General features: G+C 66.7%; 16 protein-coding genes. 5 read left to right on the top strand and 11 right to left on the bottom strand.

Annotated features, from left to right (window positions below; translation table 11 throughout):
* Positions 1–284: 284 nt before the first annotated feature.
* The 3 genes from K8P63_RS17225 to K8P63_RS17215 are packed head-to-tail and all read right to left on the bottom strand — an operon-like array spanning position 285 to position 6,179.
* Positions 285–2,519 carry a DEAD/DEAH box helicase gene (locus K8P63_RS17225; RefSeq protein ID WP_223797231.1) on the bottom strand — a complete coding sequence of 745 codons (2,235 nt, stop codon included), beginning with the start codon at positions 2,517–2,519 and terminating at the stop codon, positions 285–287.
* A complete protein-coding gene (locus tag K8P63_RS17220) occupies positions 2,500–3,783 on the bottom strand; it encodes an ATP-binding protein (protein WP_223797230.1) in 1,284 nt (427 codons plus the stop codon). The genes K8P63_RS17225 and K8P63_RS17220 overlap by 20 nt, the downstream gene beginning before the upstream one ends.
* Complete coding sequence (locus tag K8P63_RS17215; RefSeq protein ID WP_223797229.1) at positions 3,780–6,179, bottom strand: tellurite resistance TerB family protein; 2,400 nt, start codon at positions 6,177–6,179, stop codon at positions 3,780–3,782. The genes K8P63_RS17220 and K8P63_RS17215 overlap by 4 nt, the downstream gene beginning before the upstream one ends.
* Positions 6,180–6,373: 194 nt before the next feature.
* On the opposite strand from K8P63_RS17215, the gene zorA reads away from it, so the two are divergent.
* From zorA to K8P63_RS17195, 4 genes are read left to right on the top strand one after another with little or no spacing between them, the layout of a single operon-like run.
* A complete protein-coding gene (gene zorA / locus K8P63_RS17210; protein ID WP_223797228.1) occupies positions 6,374–8,347 on the top strand; it encodes an anti-phage ZorAB system protein ZorA in 1,974 nt (657 codons plus the stop codon).
* A gap of 5 nt (positions 8,348–8,352) precedes the next feature.
* Positions 8,353–9,069 carry an OmpA/MotB family protein gene (locus K8P63_RS17205; RefSeq protein ID WP_223797227.1) on the top strand — a complete coding sequence of 239 codons (717 nt, stop codon included), beginning with the start codon at positions 8,353–8,355 and terminating at the stop codon, positions 9,067–9,069.
* A complete protein-coding gene (locus tag K8P63_RS17200) occupies positions 9,057–10,721 on the top strand; it encodes an EH signature domain-containing protein (protein WP_223797226.1) in 1,665 nt (554 codons plus the stop codon). The genes K8P63_RS17205 and K8P63_RS17200 overlap by 13 nt, the downstream gene beginning before the upstream one ends.
* Positions 10,718–13,936, top strand: a complete 3,219-nt coding sequence (locus tag K8P63_RS17195) for a DEAD/DEAH box helicase (protein WP_223797225.1) — start codon at positions 10,718–10,720, stop codon at positions 13,934–13,936. Before K8P63_RS17200 ends, K8P63_RS17195 begins: the two co-directional genes overlap by 4 nt.
* 15 nt (positions 13,937–13,951) lie before the next feature.
* On the opposite strand, the gene K8P63_RS17190 is transcribed toward K8P63_RS17195, so the two are convergent.
* From K8P63_RS17190 to K8P63_RS17160, 7 genes are all read right to left on the bottom strand, one after another.
* Positions 13,952–14,185, bottom strand: coding sequence for a hypothetical protein (locus K8P63_RS17190; RefSeq protein WP_223797224.1), 234 nt, complete (start codon positions 14,183–14,185; stop codon positions 13,952–13,954).
* Between the two features lie 98 nt (positions 14,186–14,283).
* Positions 14,284–16,077, bottom strand: coding sequence for an ABC-three component system protein (locus tag K8P63_RS17185; RefSeq protein ID WP_223797223.1), 1,794 nt, complete (start codon positions 16,075–16,077; stop codon positions 14,284–14,286).
* Positions 16,074–16,322: an ABC-three component system middle component 6 gene (locus tag K8P63_RS17180; protein WP_223797222.1), complete on the bottom strand. Its 249-nt coding sequence runs from the start codon at positions 16,320–16,322 to the stop codon at positions 16,074–16,076. The genes K8P63_RS17185 and K8P63_RS17180 overlap by 4 nt, the downstream gene beginning before the upstream one ends.
* Entirely contained in the window at positions 16,319–17,266 is a 948-nt protein-coding gene (locus K8P63_RS17175; RefSeq protein WP_223797221.1) for an ABC-three component system protein, read from the bottom strand. The genes K8P63_RS17180 and K8P63_RS17175 overlap by 4 nt, the downstream gene beginning before the upstream one ends.
* Positions 17,267–17,764: 498 nt before the next feature.
* On the bottom strand, positions 17,765–21,229 hold the full coding sequence (locus K8P63_RS17170; protein WP_223797220.1) for a YhaN family protein: 3,465 nt from the start codon (positions 21,227–21,229) through the stop codon (positions 17,765–17,767).
* Positions 21,229–22,482 (bottom strand): metallophosphoesterase family protein, encoded by a 1,254-nt coding sequence (locus tag K8P63_RS17165; RefSeq protein WP_223797219.1) that lies wholly within the window; start codon positions 22,480–22,482, stop codon positions 21,229–21,231. Before K8P63_RS17165 ends, K8P63_RS17170 begins: the two co-directional genes overlap by 1 nt.
* A gap of 277 nt (positions 22,483–22,759) precedes the next feature.
* The gene (locus K8P63_RS17160; protein WP_223797218.1) at positions 22,760–24,037 is read right to left on the bottom strand and encodes a tyrosine-type recombinase/integrase; all 1,278 of its coding nucleotides are present in this window, start codon (positions 24,035–24,037) and stop codon (positions 22,760–22,762) included.
* A 476-nt stretch (positions 24,038–24,513) separates the two neighbouring features.
* Here K8P63_RS17160 and K8P63_RS17155 point away from each other — a divergent pair, with 476 nt between their 5' ends.
* A complete protein-coding gene (locus K8P63_RS17155) occupies positions 24,514–25,806 on the top strand; it encodes a glycoside hydrolase family 130 protein (protein WP_223797217.1) in 1,293 nt (430 codons plus the stop codon).
* A gap of 70 nt (positions 25,807–25,876) precedes the next feature.
* Here the strand turns inward: K8P63_RS17155 and K8P63_RS17150 are convergent, their stop codons facing one another.
* Positions 25,877–26,779 carry a fructose bisphosphate aldolase gene (locus tag K8P63_RS17150; RefSeq protein ID WP_223797216.1) on the bottom strand — a complete coding sequence of 301 codons (903 nt, stop codon included), beginning with the start codon at positions 26,777–26,779 and terminating at the stop codon, positions 25,877–25,879.
* Positions 26,780–26,782 lie beyond the last annotated feature (3 nt).

The following is a 26,782-nucleotide window of genomic DNA, read 5'->3' as shown; positions in this document are numbered from 1 at the left end:
CGAAGACGACCTTGCCCCGGCAGAGACGACATCGTTGCGCAGCTCGACATCAGATACGAAGCGGGTTGACCTCAAAGCGATTAGACGACCCCATAGCGCAGCGCTTGCAGCCCGCGGGTTCGGGCCTCCACGACTTTCGTACGCCTGCCGGCATCCGAAACTCTTCAGGTTAGCGGAATGGCCGCTTTGAAGCTCTAATCTGACTTAGCGGCCCTTCGTTCAACCATGGGATTCCGAAGGTGCGTTGTCGATCGTAAGCCCGCGGGTAAGAACCACCGCTCTCGCTATACGGACACATTTCCGTCAAGTGCCCGGTTTTCGCAAAGCTCAGCGATGATGCCAGCGACCGTTTCCAAGTGGCGTTCGCTTCTACGACTCCACATCCGACGCAGCAGATCCTCGTCGATGAACTCGTCGAGCTTGGCCGTACGCAGCCCGACGACGAAATCCGCGAGGTCGTCGATCGGAGGACACCCGTCCAAGGTCGAGAGCAGGGCTTGCAGGTCGGCGGGCGACGTACCGACGGCCGTCACGCCGACATCATGCACCTCTGCCTCGAGACCGGCGCTCATGAGCAGGATCGCGAGCAGCCCGTTCACCACGGTCCCCCGCCATGTGAGAAGGTGCGTGTCATTCCCGGATCGCACCAAGCTGCCGGAGGAAAGTCCGAGTTCGTCGAACGATGCACGACCCTGCGCGAGGAACTTCTTCGCGGCGGCGTCGAGGTACGTGGGCTCGTCGCGATCCGCCAGGACCTCACGCATGGTCATTGACAGCACATCGTGGAGAGGCTCGTTCGAGGGCCGGTCGAAACGCGGTAGCCGGCCCGAACGGTGCGGAACGACCTCGAGCACCTTGGCACGATCGTCGACGGCCTCCACCCGCCACCTCCGCCCTGCGAACCCGACGAGCGATCCCACGCCCAGCACGTTCGTGAGCGGCACCGTGCCCAGCGTCCTTCCGCCGGACACGAGGCGCCACTCGTCATCCGTCGAGAAGACCGCGTAAAAGTCGCGGCCCTGGACGAGCTGCTCGCCCGCGGAGCCCAGCATGAGCAACCCCTGCGGCGACTGCTCCAGCAGATCGATCCCCTTCCGACCGGCACCACGCAGCAGGTCGGCGTAATCGGCCGGTTGCACCTCGAGGTAGCTGTCGCGTCCGAAGAGCAGGCGGTGCGCCGCCGCTGGCCGGACCCCACCGGCCGAGGCTATCAGGGAGAGCGTCTGATGGAGCGCCACGGTCGCCAGCGACGCGTCCTCGACCGCGGGCTCGACCCAGTTCCGCTGTAGTAACCTAACGCATGCGACGGCGCGGACCGTCTCCAGCCGCAACCGGTCGAGCGGGTCGGCGTCCGCCGCCAGGTGCTTCTCCCTCAGGTACACGCGCAGGATGGCGGGCTCCCCGCGCCGACCGCTTCTTCCAAGTCGCTGGCGCAGCCCTGCCAGCGAACGTGGAGCGCCCACCTGGGCCACCGACTTCACGCTTCCGAGGTCGATCCCCAGTTCCAACGTCGTCGTCGCGACGGCTGTTGTCGGCAGCTTCCCGTCTTTCAGGCGCGTCTCGAGCGTCTCCCTCAGCTCCTTCGAGAGACTGCCGTGATGGGGAAAGAACTCCTCGGGCACGCCATCGCGCTCGGACCGCTGGCGCAGTCGATCGGCTAGCGCCTCGACCGTGCGCCTCGATCCGCCGAAGACAAGGTTGTTGGTGCCTCGCAGCGTGGAGAACAGATGGTCCGATATCCGGCTGAGCGCGTCCTGAGCGCCGTCCTCCGCAAGGTCGTCCACCCCGTCGGATTCCGGAGGCTCCTCGTAGCCGCGGATCTGGAGCTTGATGCCGGGCCCCGTGTTCGCCGCGCGAAGCACCTCGACCGACTGCGGATTCGGCTTGTGGAGCCAAGCGCTCGCCATGTCGGCATCGCCCAGCGTCGCCGAGAGACCCACGCGTCTCGCTCTCACGTCGGCGATCTGGTCCAGCCGTCGCAGCAGCGATGCGAGATGCAGTCCGCGCGGCCCCTGGAGGAAGGCGTGGAGCTCGTCGACGACGATGGCGCGGACGCCCTGGAACAGTCTGGCGGCGTCGGCCGGACGCCGCAGGAGCAGCGCCTCGATCGACTCGGGCGTGATGAGCGCCACCCCGGCGGGCGAGCGCAGCAACCGCTTCTTCGGACCTTGCGGCGCATCCCCGTGCCAACGGGTCAGCGGCAGCTCCATGCGCTCGCACAAGGTCTCAAGACGACGGAACTGGTCGTTGATGAGCGCCTTCAACGGGCTCACATAGAGGATGCGTAGCCCGGGCCCATCGAGCGCCGCTGCCTTAGTGAGAAGCGGCAGGAAGGCGGCCTCCGTCTTGCCGGACGCCGTGCCGGCCATGATGATGACGTCCGCACCTGTGCCGAGGATCGTCCGTATCGCGACGTCCTGTATCTCGCGCAGTCCGGTCCATTCCTGCTCGCGGACCCAGCGACGGATCTCGGGATGGAGGCGGTCGAAGGAGGACAGGTCAGATGCGGAGGTCGACAAGCTCGTCGTCCGCCTCGACCTCCTCCGGCTCCTCGGGCTCCGGAGCGACGCCGCCGAGCAGCTCGCGCCAGTCCGTACCCGGATTTTGCTCGAGGACCGAAAGGAACTGGACGAAGGCCTTGATGGTGTTGCGGGGCGTCCGGAAGTATGCCTCGCCGATCCTCCGGTTGCAGTGGTCCATGAACGCCGTGAGCGCCTCGTCCGGCACGAGGAAGCCAGCGGGATCGTCGAGCGCGAAGACGGCCCGGATGTTGGACAGGAGGATGAGGAGATCCTCGGGCGACAGGCTCTGGAGCCGAAGCACGGGACCGCTCAGGTCGATGCGGCCGTCGGTGGCGAAGCTATTCTCGGCCAGTCGCGATTGGAGGGCCTGGTAGCTGTACAGGCCCCTGCGGCTGTCGAGCAGGAATTCGGGCGTGCCACCGAAGACGAAGCCGAGACCCTCAACGTTGCCCTGGAGCACATCGTTCAGGATCCGCAGGATCTGCTCGTAGTTCTGGTTCCGCGCCTGCGAGCTCTGCAGCTTGTAGAGATTGACCATCTCGTCGAACACGACCAGCAACCCGGCGTATCCGGCGACGCGGACGAAGCCGGAAAGCAGCTTGAACGTGTCGTAGACGTCCGCGTCGTCGATGATGCTGCGCACGGGAAGAGCCTGCCGGGCCTCGGTCTTCGTCGGATACTCCGCCCTCAGCCAGCGCAGCGCCGCCGCCTTCAGGCCGTCGTCACCGTCCTCGTGCGCCCGCCAATAGGTCTTGAGGACGGTCGCGAAGTCGTGCCCGCCGAGCATCTCCAGCAGCGGCGCCAGCCGCCGGTCTATCATGCGTTCGACGGGGCTCCCGGCATCCTCGGCTTCCCGCACGCACTCGGTGACGAAGCGCTCGACGACGCTCTGCAGCGCGCCGCCCTCCGGCTTGGTGCGAATCGCCATGTTCCTGACGGCCTCGGCGTAGAGCCCGCGGGCCTGGCCGGCCGTCGCGTGTATCCGGCGATCGGGCGCGAGATCGGCATGGACGGTGACGCACTTGCGCTCGAGAGCGATGAGGCGGACCAGGTTCAGGAAGAAGGTCTTGCCCGCGCCGTACTCGCCGATCACGAAGCGGACCGCGGAGCCCGCATCCGCGATGCGGTCGATGTCGCGGACCAGCGCCTCGACCTCGCGCGATCGTCCGACCTGGATATGCCGCAACCCGACGCGGGGCACGACGCCGGCCGACAGCGCCTGCACGATGAGATCCCGATCCTTCCGGCGAATGGTGCTCAAGCCGCTACTCCCATGGGTTCTATCTGACCGACCATCTCGGGCACGATCCGCGTCTCCTCGTCGTCCTCCACGATCGCCTCGCCGAAGTGGTCGAAGCCCCACTCGTTGAGCGTCTCGATCGCGCCGTCGGGCATCAGGCGCATACCCGCCGCCGCCGTCTCGAATTCGGATCTCGTGAGGGGACCCGACAGCAGCCTCTTCAGAAGTTTGGAATGTGGTCCATCGAGCCCTTCGAACGCGCTCGTCGCGTCCTGCTTCGGCGCCGGAGCAGGCGTGGACGGCTCCGGCTCGTCCTCCACGAATATGCTCGCGAGCAGCGCGGAGACCTTGCTCGTCTCCCCCCGGATGCGCTCGAGCCGCGCCGCGTCGATGGCGACCACCTTGGCGGTGACCGCCTCGGCCGGGATCGGGACGATGTCTTCGGGTCGTCCTTCGACGACGGTCACCGGTCCGACGTCGTCGGCGCCGCGATGGATCGCCGAATACAGCGCCGCCGCCGGCACATCGAGTGCGGCGTGGAGCGCTTCTAGGAACCTGACCTCGTCGGGATGCACACGCCCGTCGGCCAGCACCGCCTCGACCGCCGAAGCCGCGAGTGCCGAACGCCGCGCCGGCGGTACGTCCGCCAGCTTCTTGAGCGCAGCCCTGACCTTCGGGGGATCGGCGGCGAGTGCGCGCCCGTAGGCCATGAGGCGCGCCGTCTCGCCCTCGGAAAGGTCCGGGATCGCGCGGAGTCGCCGGTCGATCGCGTCAACCTCGGCCGCGACTACCTCGCCGTCCGACATCGCCGCGAGCATCGCGACCTCCACCATTCCGCGCGCAGCCGCATAGGAGTCCCGCTCGTGCTCGACGGGAGCGCCGGCCGCGAAGCCGAAGAGGCTCACCCGGTTGTCGGCCCGGAGAGTCGGCGCCGGCCCGTATCGGCGGTCGGGTTCGCAGCCGTAGTCGAGAGCGTCTAGGGCGCTCATCATCATGCGCACGGTAGTCGCGGCCAGCTTCTCCGATCCGGCTTCGACGTCGACGTCGAGCGCGCGCGCAAGCTCGCAGGCGCGGACTCCGGCCGGACCCTCCGCGAGCATCAGCGATTCCAGCGACGCCCTGCAGTCGACAAGGGACTGCCGCCCCGCGCGCAGCTCGACCGGCAGCAGCAGGTCGCCCCGCAGACGGTTGCGCGCCTCCGGATCGCGACCCAGCAGCCTGCTGTACGGCGAGAGGTCCTCCATGCAGGGGTCGAGCAGGGCGCGCAGGAGCGGGAGCGGTGCCGTCGTACCGGAGATGTCGGGCAGCTCCTCGACCGAGACGTTGCAGGTGAACGTCCCGCTGGCGGCTCGGTAGACGTGATGTATGACCTTCTTCGGCCTTCTCACGGCGAGGCCGTCCGGATGGCGGCTCGAGAAGCGCACGCGCCAAAGCGAAAGCAGCTCGTCGAAACATCGCTGGCCGGGCGTCCTGAGGAACACGTCCGGAAGCGAGAGGACCCACCGGAGCGAATCGTCCGCATCGAAGGACCTGCCGTCCCGCAGGCGCCGGCCGAGCCTGACCCTGAGATCCAGCGGCATCTCGACGTCGTAGTTCTGGGCGCAGGCCAGCGTGGGCGGCGTGTCCACGTCGGCTTCGTACAGGCAGCTGAGGGCGAGGAGGCGTGAAGCGTAGCTCCTGAAGGAGTAGTTGTCGCCATAGAGCGCCATGAGGCGCCGGACTTCGGTGAAGATGGCTTCCGCGTCGTCGCGGGCATCATCGACCAGCAGCCGCTGCTCGAGTCCGTAGAAGAAAACGAAGACGTAGCCGATCGGCGTGGAGGCACCGGTCCGGCCGCCGGCGAGCCAGTCGAGATACGTCCAGCGCGCCCGGGGATCCATCCCCGCGTAGGAAGGCCAGTAGTTGAGCGTGGTGCCGAAAGGGTCGCCGCGAGGATCAACCGGCAAGCTGGGATCGATGCGGCTCTGGTCGTGCCGCGGCTCGTGGCGCAGAGGCGTCCCGAAGTAGACCAGGTCGGCCTCGATCGCATTCCCCCCGATCGTCAGCAGCGTGGGCTTCCCCACCCAGCGAGGCGCCTCCCGCTGCACCGCGGTTCGGGCCGGCGGCCGCGACGACGCGACGCGCTGTTCGGGTCGGATCGTGGGAGGCGGCGGCGATGCGGGGCGCGCCAGCCTCGCCGCATAGCTGACCGCCTGCTCGACGGTGGAGAAGGAATAGCTTCCGACGACGTAGCGTCCGTTATCGTCCAGGCGCACGCCCGGCGGCAGGCCGCCGGAGCCGCTCCGATCCGGCACCGCCGGCGCCTCGAAGGCGGCCGCGCCCGGTTCGCCGCGGTCGAGCACCTCCTCGCGCGCGCCTCCCATCATCTCGCCGAACCGCCTGGCGACTCGCGCCAGCCAGCCTTCCGTCTCGTGCATCTGCACCCCCTGCAGGGATGCTGTAGCAAAGCGCGCTGGATTTCCAGTGCGATAGAACTGCACACCGAAAACTAACCGTCCAGAACGGAAGACGTTATTCGTGGACCAGTCTGCGCCAATATTGCAGCATGTCCCGGATCCGATCGGGGGGTCGGGCTCGACGCCGCTCAAGATGGCGCCATGGGGATGAAGAGATGACGGTATCCGAGTTTCCGGTGATTCCGGCGCTGGTGGCGCTACTGCTGTTCGCGTGCCTGTATTCGTTCGGACGCTACTTCTTCCTCCCGGCGCGCGCTCTGGACATCACGCTTGACGGCATGATCCGGAAACTGGACGCCGCGCGCCTCGCCGGCGAGCGACAACTCGGAAGCTGCTTCGAGGACGACAGGGAGATCGCCGCGATCTGGAGCGAGTTCCGCGAGACCCTCCACGTCCAGAAGGCGATCGATGCCGCCTCCGGCGAGATGGTCGAGGTCGCGATCCGATCGACGGTTCCCGCCGAAGCCTACTTCTCCCCGCACTCCGTCGTCGACGGCCGGGTGCACGCCGAGTTCTTCAAGCACCTGCCGGGCATCTTCACCGGCATCGGCATCATCGGCACGTTCTCGGGCCTGCTGCTGGGTCTGCGCTCCTTCCAGATCTCCGAGGATTCGGTCGTGGTCCGGAACAGCCTCTCGGCGCTGCTCCATGGCGTGAGCGAGGCCTTCGCCGTTTCCGCGCTCGCCATCATGCTGGCGATGCTGACGACGGTGCTGGAGAAGTACAGGCTGAACAGCCTCTACCGGAAGGTCACCCGGCTGGCCCACGAGATCGACGCCGTCTTCGAGGCCGGAGCGGGCGAGGAGTATCTCGCGCGGCTCGTCAACTCCTCCGAGGAATCCGCCAGCCAGACCCGGATCCTCAAGGACGCGCTCGTCTCGGATCTGAAGGAGATCCTCACCGATCTGGCCGACAAGCAGATCCAGGCCACGAACCAGCGTTCCGCCGACCTCGGGACTGTGATCGCGGGGGCGCTCACCGACGCGCTCAAGACGCCGCTGGACCAGATCGCCGGCGCGGTCGGACAGGTGAGCCAGGACCAGTCGTCGGCCGTCACCAAGCTCCTGACCGACGTGCTTGCGAGCTTCAGCGAGCGACTGGAGAACCTCTTCGGCAGCCAACTCTCCGGTATCGGCGACATGCAGCAGCGCACCATCGACGCCATGCAGACGGCGGTCGCCAGGCTGCAGGACCTCACGACGAACGTCGAGGCGGCCGGCACGCGGGCGACCGACACGATGTCCGCGAAGCTCCTCGAGGCGGTCGAGGCCGTGGAGACCAGGCAGGCGGCGATCAGCGACGAGCTGCGCACCGTCTTCGGCGAGATCCGGTCGACGACGGGTCACCTGCAGACGGAGACCCAGAGCCGGGTCCAGGAGATGCTCGCGGAGCTCGCTCAGAAGATGGGCGACGCCGTCCAGGCGATCGAGAGCCAGGCGGCCGACCGGTCGCGAGCACAGGCAGAAGTCGACGAACAGCGCGCCCAGGCGGCCGCCGGCCAGGTCGGCCACATGCGGGAGACGGTCGGCGAGATGGCGACCAACGTCGGCGATCTGCTGGGCGCGGTGAAGGAGATGGTCGCGAAGGTCGAGGAGAGCACCCGCAACGCCTTCACCCGCCTCAACGGCGGGGCGGACACGCTTCTCGCGGCGGCAACGCGCTTCGAGACCTCGGGCCGGGAGGCGGCGGAGGGTTTAGGCCGGATCGCCACGGTCACCTCCGGGCTCTCCGAGGCGGCCGGCAGCGTCGCCGGCGCCGCACGCAGCCTTGATTCGGTCGTCTCGGACCACCGCACCGCGCGCGACGCGGTGGCCGCCATGGTCGACAGCCTCCGCAGTACGGTGGAGTCCGCAAGTCGCGAGGCGTCGCTGACGGCGGACGTCCTCTCCCGGATCGAAGGCGCCGCCCAGAAGCTGGCGGCGGCGCAGGCCGAGGCCGACGAATTCCTCGACGAGGTTGTGGAGGTCATCGGGTCCTCGCACGAGAAGTTCGCCGACGGCATGCGCTCGACGGTGGTCGAGGCGAACCGGCATTTCCACAGCGAGCTCACCCAGGCCACCGGTCTCCTGAAGGAGGCCATCCAGGAACTCGAATTCGCGCTCCCGGCGGGCTCGCGGCAGGCCGCCTGACCTAGATGTTCGGTCAGCGGATACACAACTCGCACCGCGGACGCGAGGAGGGCGAGAAGCCCTTCTGGATCTCGTTCGCCGACCTGATGACGGCGCTCATGGTCCTGTTCCTGCTGGTGATGAGCGTTGCCCTTCTCGCGGTCACCAAGACCATCACGCAGCGCGAGAAGCTCGAGGCGGCGAGGCAGGAGGAGATCGACAGGCTGCTTGACCGGATCGAGCAGGCCGCCCGCAGGGAGCAGGGCGTCCACGTCGACCACGAGCGGGCGGTCATAGATTTCGGCGAGCGGGCGCGCTTCGACACGTCGAGCTTCACCCTGCGACCGGATCAGGAGCGCCTCCTGAGATCCTTCGTCCCCGAGGTCCTCGCGATCGCCCAGGACAAGGGCGGACAGCGATGGCTCAAGCGCATCGTGGTCGAGGGCTTCACCGATCGGCGGGGGAGCTACCTCTACAATCTCAATCTGAGCCTCGAGCGCAGCCAACGCGTGCTCTGCGCCCTCATGGGACCACCCGCCGCGGACGAGCGTCCCATGCAGCGGTCCGAGCTGGAGGAGATCCGGCGGCTGTTCCTGGTCGGTGGCTATTCGTCGAACTCCGCGAAGGAATCGCTCGACGCGAGCCGGCGCATCGAGCTGCGCCTCGAGTTCTACGGTGCCGAGGAGCCGGCGAAAACCACGGCCTCCTCATTCGACGGCGAGTTCGGCGCGTGCGCGCTCTGACGCCCCGAGCGATCCGTCTCGGCGAGCGCATGCGGGCCGCCGGCGAGGCCGCCCTGCGGAACGTGCCGTCCGCCGATCTCACGTCTCTGGCCGCCGAGATCAGATCGCTGCGTGCGATCCTCGGGGGGACCGGGGCGGGCGTCGGAGCACCCCCTGACCGCGTCCGCGAGGCCATCGCGGAATACCGGCGGACCGGACGGCTGGCTGACGTGAGGTCGGCCCGCCTGGTCTGCTGGGGCACCACCGTGCGCAACAGCGGCCAGCCACCGCTGATCGAGGACGGCGACCAGTTCGAGCCGCTGATCGACGAGGTGGACGGCTTCCGGGCGATGCGCCGGCCCTACCGCAGATGCTGGCGCGGGCTCCTCGACGGATACATCGGCTACGACCCGGACGCCGGACCCGAGGTGGGCCGGCGGAACTGGACGCTGCTTCGCACCTACCTCAACGACAACCTGCCCGAGCTCGAGAGATCAGGCCGCTCGCCCGATTGGCTCCAGGTCATCGACGAACACGCGAACATCCTCGGAGAGCGCCCGTGCGACCGGTACGGAGCCGAATTGCTCGAGGACGGGGCAGGGGTGATCGAGCCTCTCCGGCGGGAGCTTTCCGCAGGCGACTCTTCATGGATCGGGCGGCGGATATTCGAGGCGCAGATCGAGGCCGCCGTCGCGTTCGATGACCGCCGGCTCAGGAGCTTGATGTCGCGGGTGCTGACGCTGATCGAAGAGCACCCCCTCCTGGCGGACGACGCGTTGGCGCGTATTCTCGATCGGTACGCAGGCTGCGCCTCCACCGAGATCGAGCCCGACCTGCGGGACGCGTCCGTGGCCCGCTGGGGCAATCCGTGGCTCGAACGCAACGACACCCGCTGGACCCTCGTCGAGGCGGAGACCCGGCAGATGGTTTCGTCGTGGCTGAAGTTCAGGCTCATTGAGGACTTCTTCGGCCTCCTCTCCGAGGACGGCATCAACGATCAGCGCCGGATCAACTTCTGGAAGCGCTACGTCGACCGCATCAGCGACATGCACTTCGCGCTCGGGGATGCGGCCTATTCGGACAACCGCCCGGACTTCCGATCGCTGCGCCAGTCGATGAAGGGCCGCCTGCTGCGCCTGGAGAGCGGTGGCCGAAACAACGCCTTCATCATGCGGATCGGAGGACATGTCGTCGTCGAGTTCGGCGAGAAGGGCAACGCGATGTTCGCTTTCGACGCGGGCTCGCTCCCGTTCGACCTCCGCCGGGCGTCGGTCGCGGGCAACCGCACCGCGCTGAAGCATCCTTCCCACGTGGCGAGGATGGTGCACACCGACAGTGCCGAAGAGAGGTGGGAGCGCAAGATCGAGCGCCGGATGGCCGAACTCGGAGCGGGTCGTCCGACCGAACAAGCTGGTCGGAGCCCGGCTTCCCCGGTCGCCATTCCGCGTATGAAGCCTACCGAATGGCGGGTGCCCGAGGCTCGATCCACGCAGGCTCCGCCGGCCGACCATGTCGCCTTCCTGGCGCGCAGCGGCATCAAGACCCTGGACTCTCGGGACAAGGGCGGCACCCTCTGGGCGTACGCGCCCGGCAATGGCCCTGCGTCCGCCGAACTCATCCGACGCGGCTTCGTCTGGTCCGAACGCCGGGGCGCCTGGTACTTGAAGGCATGATCTGGGGACGACGACCACCGAAGGATCCGACGGATCGGCCGGCCGAGCCGATCTGTGCCGCCGTCACCGACGACGGGCTGGCCTTCCGCGCCGCGGCCACGTCCGCTCCCGCGGCCGCAGCGGCGACGGCACTCCTGGACCAACTGACGGACGAGGGCCTGGCCGAGCACGGTACCGACGGCCATCTGATCCGCTGGCCGCAGCTCTACGTGATGCTCGATGATCCGGAGGCGGCCCGCGAGATGGCGATCCTGGGACTTCCAGGGACGATCGCGGCCACGCCCAGGCTGGCGAGCCGGGGCTCGCTGACCGACGAGGGCTTCGCCGTTGCGATAGACGGCTGGGTCGATGGCGAACGGAAGTCGATCCCCGGCGCCCGACTGAACCACGGCGCACTCGAGTTGGGCGGAACGGCGCATCTCCTCGCGCCGCCCGTGTGGGATCTCGTGGAGCGGGTCCGAAACTTCGCGCGTCGCGGGGAAGACGCCAGGAACGAGGCAGCGCAGCGCCGGAGCTGGGGCGAGATCAGGCAGTCGGCACTCGCCGCCGGCGCGATGCTCGACGACTTCCTCTACCGCACGGTCGTGCTGACGCCGGACAAGCTGCAGCTTGCGCTGCGGCGATCGGGCGACCAGCGGCTCGTCGAGGTCGAACCCTGGTTCGAAGGCGCTCCGACCCACTGGCTGGAAGCCTACGACAAGTCCGCGTCGGTGCGGGAGCGGTACGACCTGACGACACCCGAAGGCGTCATCCAGGTCATGATCGCCCCCGAGGTCGGGACCGTGCTCCGCGAGATCAAGCGCATGCCGGGCAGACGCCTCGCAGGCAAACGGGCCGAAGCGTTCCTGCTCAATCCGACGGCGGCGATCGGTCCGGACGCCGCGCGCGTAATCGACGCCGACCAGTTCGAGGCGGCGAAGGAACAGGCCGGCATCGTCTTCGATCGCTTCGCGGCGATGACGCCGGAGACCCATGGCCCGGGCACGCTCGGCCTCCTGATAACCTCGGGAACTGGCGACGCGCCCGAGACGCGCGCGCTCGCGCTGGACGAGGACGATGTCCGGGAGTTCACCGACCGCGTCCTCTCGCATCTCGATCGGAACCTGCAGCTCTGCGCGTGGGACGACTACGAATTCGAGCTCGACGGCGACAGTCGCCTGCACTGCGAGGCGCTGCTTCGCGCGCTCGGTCAGCGCAGCGAAGGTCTGATCACATACGGCGAGATATACGACCTCGCCGGCTACTCGGATCGAGTCGACGGTATCGGCCACGACAAGGCCTTCTATTCCCCACACTTCGCGAAGCGGAAGGAAGGAGAAGGCTGGTTCCCCAAGAACCTGGTGCCGATGATCGGCTGGACGGACCCCGCCTCGAACGAACCCGTGGTGATGCCGCTCACCGATGAACTGTCCGAGGAGCTGCGCACCGGCGTCGACATCGCGCGCGAGCGCGGTTCCGACACGGTCCCCCTGACCGGCTGCCCGAGCGACATCCCTTTGGGCGAGGCTCTGGCCATCGTCTCCGCCTTCGCCAATGCGAGAAGGGAGGCCTCCGCCGGTACGTTCAAGCCGCCAACGTCCGCCAAGCGGGGCAAGCGGCCCACGCTGATCCTGAAGGGCAACATAGATCAGATCGACTACCGCGAGGAGCGGCTCGCGGCACTGGCCACGCCTCCCGCATCCGCGCGTCTCCCGTCGGCGCTGCGCCCCGAGGTGTCGCTCAAGGAGCATCAGCTCGAAGGCCTCGCATGGATGCAGCATCTGCTGGCCCTCGCACCAGACCAGTGCCGAGGCGCACTCCTCGCCGACGACATGGGGCTCGGCAAGACGCTCCAGATACTGTGTCTGATCTCGCGGGCGCGCGAAGAGGATCCGACGACGCCGCCGGCCCTGGTGATCGCGCCGCTCTCGCTGCTGGAGAACTGGCGCGAGGAGGCCGACAAGTTCCTGGAGCCGGGGACGCTCCGAATCCTCACCGCCTATGGAGACGGGCTGTCCGAGCTGCGCGTCGACAAGTCGGCCGTCGACGAGCAGCTCCGGCGCGAAGGGCTCGTCCGCTTCCTCAGACCGGATTGGCGGGGCGATGCCGACGTCGTCCTAACCACATACGAGACGCTGCGGGATCTCGAGTTCTCGTTCGCGCGCGAGCGCTGGTCCGTGATGGTCTGCGACGAGGCCCAGAAGATCAAGAATCCGAACGCCGCGATGACCAAGGCTGCGAAGAAGCAGAAGGCCGCGTTCCGCATCGCCTGCACGGGAACGCCGGTCGAGAACAGTCTCGTCGATCTCTGGTGCCTGTTCGACTTCGTGCAGCCCGGACTCCTGGGTGCGCTGAACGAGTTCGGTTCGAGCTACCGGCGACCCATCGAGGCGGAGGGAGAGGAGGATCGCGCCAAGATCGAGGAACTGCGGGGCATCATAGCACCGCAGCTGCTCCGCAGGATGAAGGTCGACGTGGCCACGGACCTGAAGGACAAGATCGTCGACGGCGCGAGCCGGAACCTGCCCATGAGCGGCTTCCAGCGAGGCCTCTACGTCGGTGCCATAGAACGCTTCCGCAAGCAGGCGGCGTCCGCGGGACACCTAGCCCTGCTCCACCGGTTACGGCTCCTATGCTCGGAGCCGAGCGGCAACGGCGCGATCGAGACGTTCGATCCGATCGACACCTACCGGAGCCGGTCCCCGAAGCTCGACTGGCTCATCGAGGAACTGGGATCGATCCGCGACCTTCAGGAGAAGGCCATCGTCTTCTGCGAGTTCAAGGCCATCCAGCGTCTCATCCGGCACTACGTCCGCGAGGCGTTTGGGATCACGCCGGACATCATCAACGGCGACACGTCTGCGGTTGCGAGCAGCATCGACAGCCGCCAGAAGCGGATCAGGAAGTTCCAGGAGCAGCCGGGCTTCGGCATCATCGTTCTCTCGCCCGTAGCGGTCGGCTTCGGCGTCAACATGCAGGCGGCGAACCACGTGATCCACTTCACGCGGACGTGGAACCCCGCGAAGGAGGACCAGGCCACCGACCGGGCATACCGGATTGGCCAGACCAAGGACGTGTTCGTCTACTACCCGACCGTTTCGGCGGAGGACTTCAAGACCTTCGACGTCAAGCTCGACGAGCTTCTCGAACGGAAGCGCGCACTCGCCGGCGACATGCTTAACGGCAGCAGCGACATCGGATTGCGCGACTTCGACATGGACGAGCTTCAGCCGTAGCCGACCGAGGACAGCTCATGTGCCGTCGGACGTGCCTTCCACAGCCGTCGCGACGACTGGCAGACCGGGCGAGAGATCGACGCGCCTGGCCAGTTCGCTCGTCGGAAACAGGTCGCCTTCGCCAATGGCATGGCAGCCGTAGAGGAAGTCGTCGCCGAACCACCGCCGTTCCTTGACGATGGCGTCGAGCGCGAACCGGAACGTCAGCTGCGCCGAGCGGTCGAGCCAGTCGTTGGCGACCGGGGGCATCGCCGACAGCCAATCGTATACGTAAGTCGAGCGGCGGGCATAGCGTGCAGCGTTCGCCGTTTGCCACCGCGAACCTTCCCATCGGATGCGCTTGCGGTCTATTCCAGGTCGAAGCGGAAACCGAACAGTCCTCCCGTTTCGTCGTCGGTCAGCTTGACCGGATTGACGAATGGCTTGAGATCGACGTCGCTCGCGAGTTCGGCCTTATCGAACTCATCGCTGTTGAGCGCGACGATGTACTGCCCGCCCACCTCTCCAGCGATCTCCATGCCATAGACGAGTGCCTGCGCGACTTGCCGCGAATCCACCCCGTCGAATAGATGGCTGTCGTGCACGAGCATCCGCGGCCCTGGCGCGAACCGGTCGAAGGCGATCCGCAAGAGTGCGGTGTCAAAGCAGAACAGCTTCATCATGTCGATGCCGCCCTTGTTGCCGCCACCCTGGATATCCATGCGGAACTTAGGACCGGAGCGTGTTGCCTCGACGATGAGATTGCCCGTGCGGTCGTCATACAGCGTCGTGATCGCGTGATCGACGAGCACAGTGGCCCGCTTGATGCTGTCCTCCGCCTCCTCGTGGCTATGGCGGAGCATCAACTCGAGATCCGCAGCCTCCACCTTCAGCAGCGCCTTGTTGTTCTCGAGCGCCGCGGCGTGCTTGAGCTTGCTGCGTAGTGTCTCGGCACGGCTGACGAGTTCACCGAACTGCTCGCGGAGGCGAATGAGATCCTCGAAGGCGCCCTTGCCGTCGAGCGCGCGCAGGATTTCAGTCCGCTTGCCCGTCGCAATCTCGAGTTCCTCGCGGAGACGATCGCGTTCCGCGAAGACCTCGTCGATCTGCTGCTGCAGATAGAGGCGACGATTGGTGGCGACCGACGCCTGGAATGCCTTCACCTCATCGAAGCGGCGGAGCGCGACGTCCGGGAGCTCGACGCCGGCTGCGGCGTAGAGGCGTTCGACGTCTGCATAGGCGGGAGGCGTCTCCTGATCGAGCGCCTTGGTTATGTATTCGACAGCAGAGTCGGCTTCCGCGAGCGCGAAGGTGAGTTCTGTCGCACTGTCCTTCAACGCCGCGGCCTGACTGGCCAGATCCCGGTAGCTATCGTGGACTTGGAAGCTGTCCACCTGTGAGCGCAGTTTTTCAATCTGCTCCTCGGCCCTCGCCAGCTCGGGCCTTATCTCGGCGGTCGTTCCGAAGATCTCTCCGAGGTCGCCGTCATTGATCGCCTTGCTCAGCACGCTGATCGCCTTCCTGCGATCGCGCATGTCCTGAAACTTCCGGGCGACGCGCCAGTCTAGTCCGAGCAGATACGAGATGGAAACCTGCCAGCTGGCGGGCTGCTGATCGCTGCCGTTCTTCTCGATCGCGTTGAGTCCGCCAACCTTGCGGCGCCGTGCGAAGTAGCCGACGAGTTGCCGGAAGCTCGGTGCGCCCTTGCCGGCGAAATCGGTTCCGGACCTGCCAGCGGGGAGCGCGAACCATCGACCGCCAAGGATTTCCTTCCAGGCATCCAGCGGAATGCTGGTCAACTCGTCGCTGGACCCGAACAAATCCGGTGCCGATGCGAAGCCAAGCGCGTCCGCGTCCGCAGATGACAGGACGATCTCGTCGTCGCGAGCACCCGAGCGGGAGGCCCTAATCCATCGGTCACCGAGAAGGAGCTCGACCGTGAATGTGTGGTCGATCAGCGCCTCATGCTTGAACAACGACGTCTTCCCGGCGTCGCTTCCGAGCAGAAAGTGAATGATCTCGACGAGACTGGTCTTGCCGGCCGAGTTTCGAGTGTGGCGATCGGTCGAGGTCTCCGCGACGTCGGCCAGAATGATGTTGAGTCCGGAGCGAAAGCCAAGCGACTTAAAGGTCGGCAGCGTGCTGCTGATAGAGCGGATCACGCGATAGTCTGTCGGCGGAGAAGGTCACCTTGCGGTTCGATCGCCTGAATCGCGTACAGCAGCGACAAGGCCAACACGAACCAGTCGAACGGCAACGGGGACGCGTCCTCGCGCTTCGATCTACGCGCCCGCACGGCGTCCCAGATCGTGGACACGGAACTCTCCCGATCGAGGACGGCGAGGATCTCGCCGCCTATCGTGAGGAGAGCTCGGTCGGACTGGAGGTTCTTGCCCGGAAGGATCATGCAGCTCTCGTCGCTACCGGCTTATCCTCGAAGATCATGCACTTCTCGAACAGGTAGGCGAGCAGGCTCCATACCGAGACATCGAGCGCTGCGGACGGCTTTCCCACGCCCGCTGCGAAATCATAGAGATGAAAGAGGATGTCGTCAGGATTGAGGCCCTGGGCCTTGAAGTCGAGATATTTCGCATTGAAAGCGCCGGCGAGATTGCCCTCGAGCAACGGGTCCTGGTGATCCTGCATCAGCTTGGCCACGCGAACAGCATTCTGCATGCCCCTAATGACGCGGTCCTGTGAGTGTGCGGAAAGACCGTTGAAATGCAGCTTCTGCTGCGGAACTTCGGCAGGCGCATCCTCCAGGTCATGACGCTGAACGACAGCGGCCATAATGACGTCGACGACGGAGAGCACGATCGTCGGCTGGAGCGCGCGGAAGTCCTCATCGGTCGCCGCGTCGCCTACGAGGGCATCGATCGCTTCGGCATCGAGTGACAGGAGCGCACTCTCGAACTGCTCCTTTCCGAAGAGTTCGATGGCGATGGGCTTGTGCCGGTCCCGCAGCTCCAGGATCTTCTGAACGATCTGGGCCGGCGGTTGCTCGACGTAGTTGTGAACGAATTTCCAAGCCTCGAGATTAGGCCAGTTCTCGAGCGCGCCAGCGAAGTCGGTGCCAACCTTGGCAACCGCGGTCTTCATCGCCGCTTCGGTAGCGTTGGCACCGGCATTGACCGGGCCGTAGCAGGCGTAAATCGTCAGCGGTGGCTGCAAAAGCCCGTCGCATTGGAGATCACCACGGGAGTAATCCGTTCCTATCGGCTGAAACCTGTCGCCGTGAACCGCGATCATCAGTTCGGCGAAAAACTCTTGCAGCCGCGCCCCCTTCGCTCTCCGCAGTTTCAGCTCCAGAGCAGCCCGGATGGCCTTCCTCCGGGATGGCGTGTGCGACACAATTGACCCCGTTCCTGATCCCGACATGGCGCGAGCTGCTCGCGCTCACCATGGACGCCAAGGTCAACGCGATCAAGAACACAGCCGTCGAACGCGCTATGGGATCGCGTTGGGCTCGATCAGATATGCCGACGCGCGCGTCGATCAGTCTGCAGCACGTGCGGTCGGTCGCGATTGAGGCGGGCGGAGAGCGTCACATGCCGGCTCCGTGGCAAAACTCCGGCACGAGATCCGGATCAGCCCGGACCGTACCCACCCACCGGTGCAATCTCGGGGAAACGGAGGGCGCGCAGCAGGGCGCTGCTCGAAGTCGCCTCGTCACTTATCTTCGAGTCCGAAGCCGGAAGACGCCTCGGGGCAATCACGATCCACAGCGAACCGCTCGGCCGGGAGCGGTACGGGTCGACACCCGTCCGACCCCGATTCCTATCGGAAAAGGCGAGGAAGTCTCGGCAGACTGGTGTCCCACGGGAGCAACGGCCCATCGATGACCAAGGATCACGCCGCCTGGATGGCGAGATCCACCGGCTCGAGCCGATGCAGTCGGAAGGCCTTCTCGCCGATCGCACGTCGGGCGACCTCGACGATGTGCTCGTGGTGCGTGAACAGCACCACCTGGTTGGAGGTGGACGCGGCCGCCAGGACCTCGAGCATCGCTGCCGACCGTGCATCGTCGGCGGTGATCAGAAGGTCGTCGCAGATCAGCGGGAGCGCGACGCCGGCACGGTCGCGGATCGAGGCCAGACGAAGCGCCAGGTAGAGCTGATCCCTAGTGCCTTCGGAAAGGCCCTCCACGCCTACCGGGTCTCCCGTCGACCGCAGCGCTCGGATGGTCGGCTCGTCGTTGTCGGAATAGCTGAGCGCCAGGCCGGTGAACGCGCCTCGCGTGACGTTCGAGAAGATCTCGGACGCACGCTGCATCAGCGGGGCCTGCCGGGACGCACGGTTGCGCTCGACCACCCACCGGAGAAGCGCGGCCGTCGCGACGGTTCCGACGTGCTCCTCGGCGGCGCCCGCCAGAAGGGCGGAGGCGTCCACGAAGCGCTGCTGGGCCTCGGCCGCAGCCGCCGCGGTCGAGGCGGCCCTGGTCGCGGCCTCGGCCTCGGCGAGCTCACGCCCCACCGCCTCCCGCTCGGATTCGAGAGCACTCCGCCGCTCGGCGATGCCCTCGAGTTCAGCCGCGACCTCGTCGGGCCCGATGGCTGCGGTCTCCTCCCGAAGCGCGTCGAGCGCGATCCCGTCCCCGAGCGACGCCAGCTCGGTCGCCAACGTATCCCGCGTCCCCCGAAGCGCGACGACCCGGGACGAGGAGGCGATGGCGGTCTCGAGCAGCTCGATCGATCCGACCCCGGCCGCCCGCATCAGCTCCGAGATCTCCTCGTCGGCCGCCGCCACGCCTTCGCCGACCTGACGAAGAGCTTCCGCCGCCTCCTCCGCGAGCTTCTCCTGCCGTCCGAGCTCCGCATCGGCCGCGACGGCGATTCGAAGTTCCGCCGCCAGCGCGCGGACCATCGGCGGGGACTCGTCCGCCGGCCGCTGAAGGTCGCCGAGGAGGGACGACACCTCCCGTTCGAACACCGCGATGTCGCGCTCCATGCCGGACACCTGTCTGGCGAGACCGGCCCTTGCGCCACTCTGTCCGCCGATCGTCTCCATCGCCGCGACGGCGTCGATCAGCGTCACGTCCCCGCCGCCGGCCGGCAGCGCGGCCTCGGAGAGCAGGGCGCCCGACACCTCGGCGGCGGCGCGCCTTCCCGCCGCCAGCCGAGCTTCGTCCCGTTCGAGGTCCTCGGACGCAGTAGCCAGAGCCTGGCGCTGCATCGTGCCGCGTTCGGCATTCCTGGCCTCCGCCTCCAGCTTCTCCAACGTGCGCCGGGCGACGGGAAGAAGCCCGGCGAGCGTCGGCTCGGCCGTCTGCACGCCGACAACCCGTAACGCGTCGACGAGCGCCTCAGCAAACGCCGTACCCTCCTCGCGCCGGCGGGCGAGGGCGTGCTCGGCCGCTTCGGCGTCGGCGAGAATGGTCATGGTCCGCTCGCGCTCGGCGCGCCATGCGGCCATGCCCGTCGGTGGAAGCGCGCCGTCGAAGCCCAGAGGGCGGAGCGTCTCGGCCCATCGCGTCTGCGCCGCGGTCAACGCTCTGGTCGCGGCCGTAAGCCGGTCCGCCGCTTCCTGGCGGAGGTTGCGGGCCTTCGCGAGATCCGCGGATGCGATCGCATGCTGCGCGACGCGGGCCGAGTCCGCGTCGCGACGGTCCGCCAGAGCGTCGGCGGAACCGATCGCCGCTGCGAGATCGTCTGCGACGCCGCCATCGTCGGGCCGTCGTTCGCCGGCTAGACGATCGCGCACCTCGTTCATGAAGCCATCGCGAGTCGACCTCGAGGCCGCCACCGCTTCGGGCGTCGGAAGGTCGCCGGCACCCACCAGGCGGTCCACGTCAGCCGATGATTCTATCGCCCGCTTCTCCGCCGTGACGATCTCGGCCTCGGCCGCCGCGATACGGCGCCGCGCCGCATCGATCTCCTCGGCGTGCTCGGTGACGACGGCCTCGGGAGGAAGCGCGAGGGTGGGGAGGTCGGACGGCTCGCCGCGCCAGGGCGCGAGCGCCGCCCGTGCCGGTCCGAGGCGACCGGCGGCCTGCTTGAGGCGGTCCTCGGCATCGCGCAGCCGCGCGGAATGATCGCCGGGCACCGCCGCGACGGCCGCCCTTAGCGGTGCCGGATCCACACCGCCGGCCGCCGCATCCGTGGTCGGAAGACGGCTCAATCTGACGGTCAGCTCCGATCGGGCGATCTCGAGCCGGCCCTCCTCCGCATCGAGAAGGCGGACGTTGTCCAGGTGTCGCCGCACCCTCTCCACCCAGCCGGCGCCCGGAAGCGGCGCGTCGACCGGAAGCCCGGCTTCGGCACGCGCGGCGCCGATCGAGGCATCTACCCGGTCCAGGTCCGCGCGACGCAGCTCGAGGTCCCGGATCGCGTTCTCCACGACCGGACGGCGTTCCTCGAGTTCGGCCATGCGATCGCCGTGCGACAACAGAAGCGTGTCAACCGTGACGGCGGATGTCGCCTCCCTGGCTCTGTCTCGCGCGCTCCGGTGCTGTACGCTGAGCGCTTCGGCCGTCCTGCGGTTGGAAACGGCGGTCGCCAGACGGAACGCCGCGTCCTCCGGCAGGATGGCGACCTCTCCTAGGGACGCCAGTTCGTCCTCCACGGCGGCCAGCCGGGCGAGAGAGGGCCGCACCCTGGTCAGGCGTTCCAGCATCGCGGAACGGGCCGCAAGCCCACGAGCCTCCTCCAGGAGCTGGGCCCGTCGGCCCGTCGCGGCCGCCAGCTTCTCCTGGACCGCCTTCCAGTCGGACTCGGTCAGCGCCGCGGTGCGGACGTCGGACCTCGCCTCCTCACGCTCGCGCATGAGACGGTTGACCAGCGGGTTCTGCGCGCTCGGCTTGAACAGCCTGGCGGCCTCGCCGTCTAGGCGCTTCAGCTCAGTTCCGATCCCGCTGAGGCCGGTCCCCGCCTCGAGCACCACGCGCGCCGCGTCGTCGCGGCCATCCAGGATTGCCTGCCCGCCCTCGCGGAGCTTCCGGTGGTCGAGGCCGAACATGCGCTCGAACGATGTGCGATCCATCCCGCCCAGCATCGTGGAGACGGTGTCGTCGGGCGCCGCGCTCCCGTCCGGACGCAGCAACGTGTTCTTGTTGCCCTTGCGCCGCGTGAGCTCGATCGTCCGGCCCTCGTGCTCGATCACCGCCCGGATGCCGAGCGCCCCGTAGTCGTACCGCCAGTTCTGCGTGCTCTGGGAATGAAGACCGAACAGGAAGTCTCCGACCGCCTGGAGCATCGTCGACTTGCCTGCCTCGTTGGGGCCGACGACGAGATGGAGATCGACCGTCACGTCGCCGAAGTCGACCACCCGGTCCGCGAAGGCCCCGTAGCGCACGAGCTCCAGCGTCCTGAAGCGCATCAGTCGGCCTCGCCTTCGAAGCGCGCCGCGACCCTGCTTCGCGCATCGCCGATCAGCGCCCTGACGTCGCGAGCCCTGGCGGCCGCGAGGAGCGGCGACGTGTCGGCATCGCCGATGTCGGAAGGCAGCTTGCCGAGCAGCGGCGCGATCGCGGCGTCGATCGCCTTCGCGCAGTCGGGGTCCTCGAGCGCCTCCGCCAGCAGATCGGAGATCTCGGGGGGCAGCCTGACCGGCGCATCGACGAGCGGCGCCTCGATCCGAATCTTCTCCAGCCACAGCGAGTCCGAGACGGCGGACGCCTGGGCCCGCACCTCCGCGGAGAACCAGTCGGGGTCCGAGAGGAGCGCGTTGCGCAGAGGCCCGGCGGCCGTCACGTTCAGTCGCGTCGCGGTAGGCCGATCGCTGGCATCGGCGATCGACCCCCGCAGCACCTCTGAGACTCCCGACAGGAGCTCGGTCATGTCGCGTGCGCCGCCCGCGTCGATCGATGCTCGCGCCCAGCGCACCTCGTCGCACGCGCGAGGCTCGACGCTGCGGACGACGCCGTCCTCCACCCGCACGATCATCGCCCCCTTGGCTCCGGTCTCGCGGACGTGGCGACCCTGCGTGTTTCCGGGAAACACGATGTGCGGATCGGTCGATCGGATCGACGCCTCGTGCACATGCCCCAGCGCCCAGTAGTCGTGGCCCGCCGCGCGCAGTTCGTCGACGCTGCAGGGCGCATACCGCGCGTGACCTTCAGCGCCCTCGACGGCGGTGTGCAGGATCGCCAGGTTGAGCCGACCCTTCGTCGGCGGACAGTAGGTTGACGCGATGTTCTCGAACGTCGCCGCCTCCTTGTAGCTTCGGCCATGGATCGCGACGCCGAGCTCCGGCAGGTCGACGGTCTCGCACTTGCGGTTCGAGAACGAATACACGCCATCCGGCATGGTGAGGTGGCGGGTGACGCGGCTCTCCGCGTCGTGGTTGCCGAATGCGATGAAGGCGCGGATTCCGGCCCTCGTCAGACGGGCGAGCTGCGCGACGGCGAACTGCCCCGTCGCGTGGTCCTTCCACGTCCCATCGTAGAGATCGCCGGCGATCACGACGAAGCTCACGCCTTCCGAGATCGCCAGGTCGATGACGTTCGCCAAGGCGCGCCGCGTCGCGCCACGCACCAGCTGCGAAAAGGCCTCGTCCTTCGCCGCCAGGCCAGCAAGTGGACTGTCGAGATGAACGTCGGCCGCATGGATGAAGCTGAAGTCGGCTACCATTCAGCGAGACTAGCCTCTGGCCCATCGAATTGGAACGCGATCTCGCGCTCACGATCCTGTGGCGGTCAGCGGGGCCGCTTCGATGCCCACAACAGGAGCGGGAGCGTTCGGAACCGGCCTTATGCGCGTTACACTAGGTCGTGCCCTTCAGCTCCCAAATGCCCTGCGCGAGAATATTCGTTTGGCTGCAGTGAACGAATGGCGGAAGTTGGGAAGCGTGAATGGCTACGCGAACGTCTGGGAATGGGTCATCGGTGCCATTAAGCGGGTAGGGATGTTACGCGACGAGGTCGAGAAACGTGGGTTCGGTAGAGGCCTCCCCCATCGTTGTATGCTCGCGCTGGTCGAAAAGAGAAGCTGCCAGGCGCTTAGATATTCGATTGGCCGCGTCCTTCACGGGATCAGCCGCAAGGTGAGCGTACCTTGCCGTTGTCTGTACCTGAGTATGGCCGAGCAATTTACCGATCATCGGCAGACCTTCGCCCTCAAGCAGCCCACCCGAGGCAAAAGTGTGACGGAGATCATGGATCCTCACGTCCTCAAGGCCAGCCTCTTTCCGAACGCGACGCCAAGGGCGCTGGAGATCGGTGATGTGAGCTCCTGGCACTTCACCGATGATGACAAAAGGGTTTCCCGGAACGTGCTGAATACCCCTTAGAACATCGGCAACGATGGGCCCGAAATGAACTGTTTTGGCGCCTGTTTTGCTGTCCGGAAGCTGGAACTCGTTCTTAGTGAGATCGACATAGCTCCACTTGAGCGTCTTTATCTCGCCGAGCCGGCAACCAGTCAGCAGCAAGAGGCGGTAGGCCGCAACGGTATGAGCTAGCTTCGAATTCGATCGCTCTGTGGTGGCGAGCGCCTCGCCCAGACGCTTCAGCTCCTCAGGCGAAAGGAAGCGCTCGCGCTTATATTCGGGGTATTTTTCGACGTCCTCGCACGGATTGCTGTGTCTCGGCCGGATGTGCCAGACCTCCGCTAAGTTCATCATTTTCGACAGCACGCCCAGCACTCGGTTTGCCTGATAGGGCGTTTGAGAGAGGCTGCCATGTAACTCTGCAACGTCCGCGGAGGTAATCCGATTAGTGCGCTCCTTCCCAAAGAAGGGATTGATGAAAAGCTCGATCGAGCGCTTGTACTCCGCCGCCGTCGATGGCTTACACCGAGTGCCGACGTGCTCAAGCAGGAAGCGCTTTCCCAGCGCCTCTATCGTCAACGCTTGCCGATCGGCATCGCGAGCGGCCGCTGGATCGCCGTCCCCGGCTCGAACGTCGGCGAGCATGCGGGTGGCCTCACGCCGCGCAAGCTCGGCTGTCACGGGGCCGAACTGCCCAAGCATGACGCGGCGCGTCTTTCCACGTTTGCGATATTGGATGAGGAAAAAGCGCTTACCGCTCGGCATCACTCGGATGCCAAACCCAGCCAGGATGGCATCGAACACGATATAATCCTTATCGCGCGCAAGGAGTGCCTCGACCGATCGCTTCGACAAACTCAGACGCCCAGCCATGATGTGAATGTCTCCGAGTTCTCCATCCGACACCTTCGCTTCCACGACGTCTTGTGGAAGCGTCGTGGAAGCGCTCGGACGTAGAATAGCGGTTATTGCCTCGCAGAAAAGGATGGAACACGTAGCCTATAAAGTCAAGATAGGTAGGCTTCGTAGTAGCTTAGAGCGCGTCCGGATACATTACGGCGTGCGGCGTTCACTTCCAGAAACGTACTCATAACCTGAAGGTCACAGGTTCAAATCCTGTCCCCGCAACCAACATCATACACCACACACAACCGCCGCAGGCCATCCCTGCGGCGGCTTTCGCGCGTCCAGAACACAAACATCAGGATGGCATGGGCCGGCGATCGGGCGCGCCAGCCAGACGTTTCCGCCCATGATATGCGCATCGAAGGCCATGCGGATCGCTCCGGATCGATGAACATCGCGGCGACGGAACATGTGCCGCGCTCGAGACCTTTGCGTGTGTGGGGCCCGCGAACCGAAACGTGGCCGGCCGTCACGAGGAGCCGGCATATATGAGCGATTCCCTGTTCGATTTCTCCGGGCTGCACCTGCGGCCCGATCCCGCGCGAACCGTCATCAAGCCGTTCGGCGTCGATTATCCCGAAAAGTTTCGCGATGCGGCCCACCCGAGGGTGCGTACCGTCATCGACCGCGTGCTTTCGCTCGACGTGGCGACCCGCCACGAGGAGTGCGAAACCGCACTCGCCGCGCTGTCCGAGCGGCATCGCAACGTCGAGACGATGCTCAACCGTCGCTTCGACGAGGTCTGCGGCACGCTCGACGAGGCGTTCGATCCCGCGCCCGAGGAGAAGCTGCTGATCGGCGCCTATCTCAGCGCCGAATATTCCTTCGAGGCGGCTGCTCTTTTCAACCCCAGCATCGTGATGCGGATGAACCAGGACAATGCGCCGGCCGAAGGGATCAACTTCATCCTGTCGCTGCGCGGGATCGGCGAGGGGCACGTCTCCTCGGTGACGTTCCGCACCGGATCATGGTGCGCGACGGGCGGCTTCGTGATCGACGATCCGAGCCCCTGGGTGACCTCGCCGCGCATCGAAGGCCCGGACGAGAGCGGCAAGGAAGGGACGACGCGGATCATCTGCGAGGGCAGCGAGGATCCGTCGGAAAGCGTCCTTTTCCCGGTCATCGCCAGCCAGCGGCAGGGGATCGAGGACATGCGGATGGTCCGGTTCACCGAGGAGGACGGCACGCCCAGCTTCCTCGGCACCTATACCGCCTTCGACGGCCGCGATGCGCGCTGCGAGCTGTTCCGCGGCACCGGCATCAACACGTTCGAGATGACCATCCTCAAGGGCTCGGTGCCCGAGAGCAAGGGCATGGCGCTGTTTCCCCGCCGCGTGGACGGCCGCTATGCGATGATCGGGCGGCAGGACAGCGAGAACCTCTGGCTCATCCTGTCGGACGACATCACCACCTGGAATGGCGGCACCAAGATCGTCGAGCCCAAATATCCATGGGAGTTCATCCAGCTCGGCAATTGCGGATCGCCGATCGAGATCGACGAGGGCTGGCTCCTGCTGACCCACGGCGTGGGCATGATGCGCAATTATTGCATGGGCGCCTGCCTGCTCGACAAGGACGATCCGAGCAAATTGCTGGCGCGCACCGCCGAACCGATCCTGCGGCCCAGCCCGGAGGAGCGCAACGGCTACGTCCCCAACGTGGTCTACAGCTGCGGCGCGATCGTGCATGACCGCACGCTGCTCTTGCCCTTCGGCATCGCCGACAATTTCGCGAGCTTCGCGAGTTGCAGCGTGGACGACCTGCTCAAGCGGATGAGCTGACCGGTTCTCGCGGGCATATAAGGCAGATGTCGCCGCGGCGGTCGAACCGCCGCGGCGACCACCCCGCGCGTCAGGCCTTCTTGGTCGACGCTTCGTAGATTTCGTCGATCGCCGCGCTTAGCGTCTGGTCGAACTCGGTGTCGTTCATGTCGTGGCGCAGTTCGTCGAGCAAGGCGCGCGAGAAGCTCGCGATCATGCCGTGATTCTGCGCCAGCAAGGTGCACGCCTCGGTGCGCGCGAAACCGCCCGACAGCGCCACCACCCGCACCACGCGCGGATCGTCCATCAACGGACGGTAGAGGTCCGCCTCGGTCGGGATGGTGAGCTTGATCATCACCCGCCGATCCTCCGGCATCGCCTTCAGCCCCTTGGCGAGTTCGTCGCGCAGCAGCGCCTCGGCCTCGCCGCGCGCAGGGCTGGTGATGAGCACCTCGGGCTCGAGGATCGGGACCAGCCCCTTGGCGCAGACCTGCTCGGCGATCTCGAACTGCTGCGCGGCGATCGCCGCGATGCCGCTGGGCGAGGCGAGGTTGATGACCGAGCGCTCCTTGGTGCCGAAAATGCCCTTGGCGACCGCACGGTCGAGCAAATCGTCGAGCCCCTTGATCGGCTTCATCATCCGCACGCCGTCGGCCTCGGCCTCCAGCCCCTGGTCGATCTTGAGGAAGGGCACGACGCCGCGCTTCTCCCACAGATAGGTCGGCACCGGCACGCCGTCGGCGTCGCCGTCCATCGTCCGCTCGAACAGGATCGCGCCGATCACCTTGCTGCCGGTGAAGGCAGGGGCGGTGACGACGCGCACGCGCATCGCGTGGATCGCCGCGAACATCGCGGCTTCGTCGGCATAGGCGCTCTCGGGCACGCCATAGGCCTTGAGCGCGCCGGGGGTGGAGCCGCCGCTCTGGTCGAGCGCGGCGATGAAGCCGGGATTGCTGGCCATCTGCGTCATCATGCGGGGATCGGAACCGGCCATCGC

The sequence above is a fragment of the Sphingomonas nostoxanthinifaciens genome, from assembly GCF_019930585.1.
Classification (GTDB): Bacteria; Pseudomonadota; Alphaproteobacteria; order Sphingomonadales; family Sphingomonadaceae; genus Sphingomonas_I; species Sphingomonas_I nostoxanthinifaciens.
This window is presented reverse-complemented; position numbering and strand designations above follow the sequence as displayed.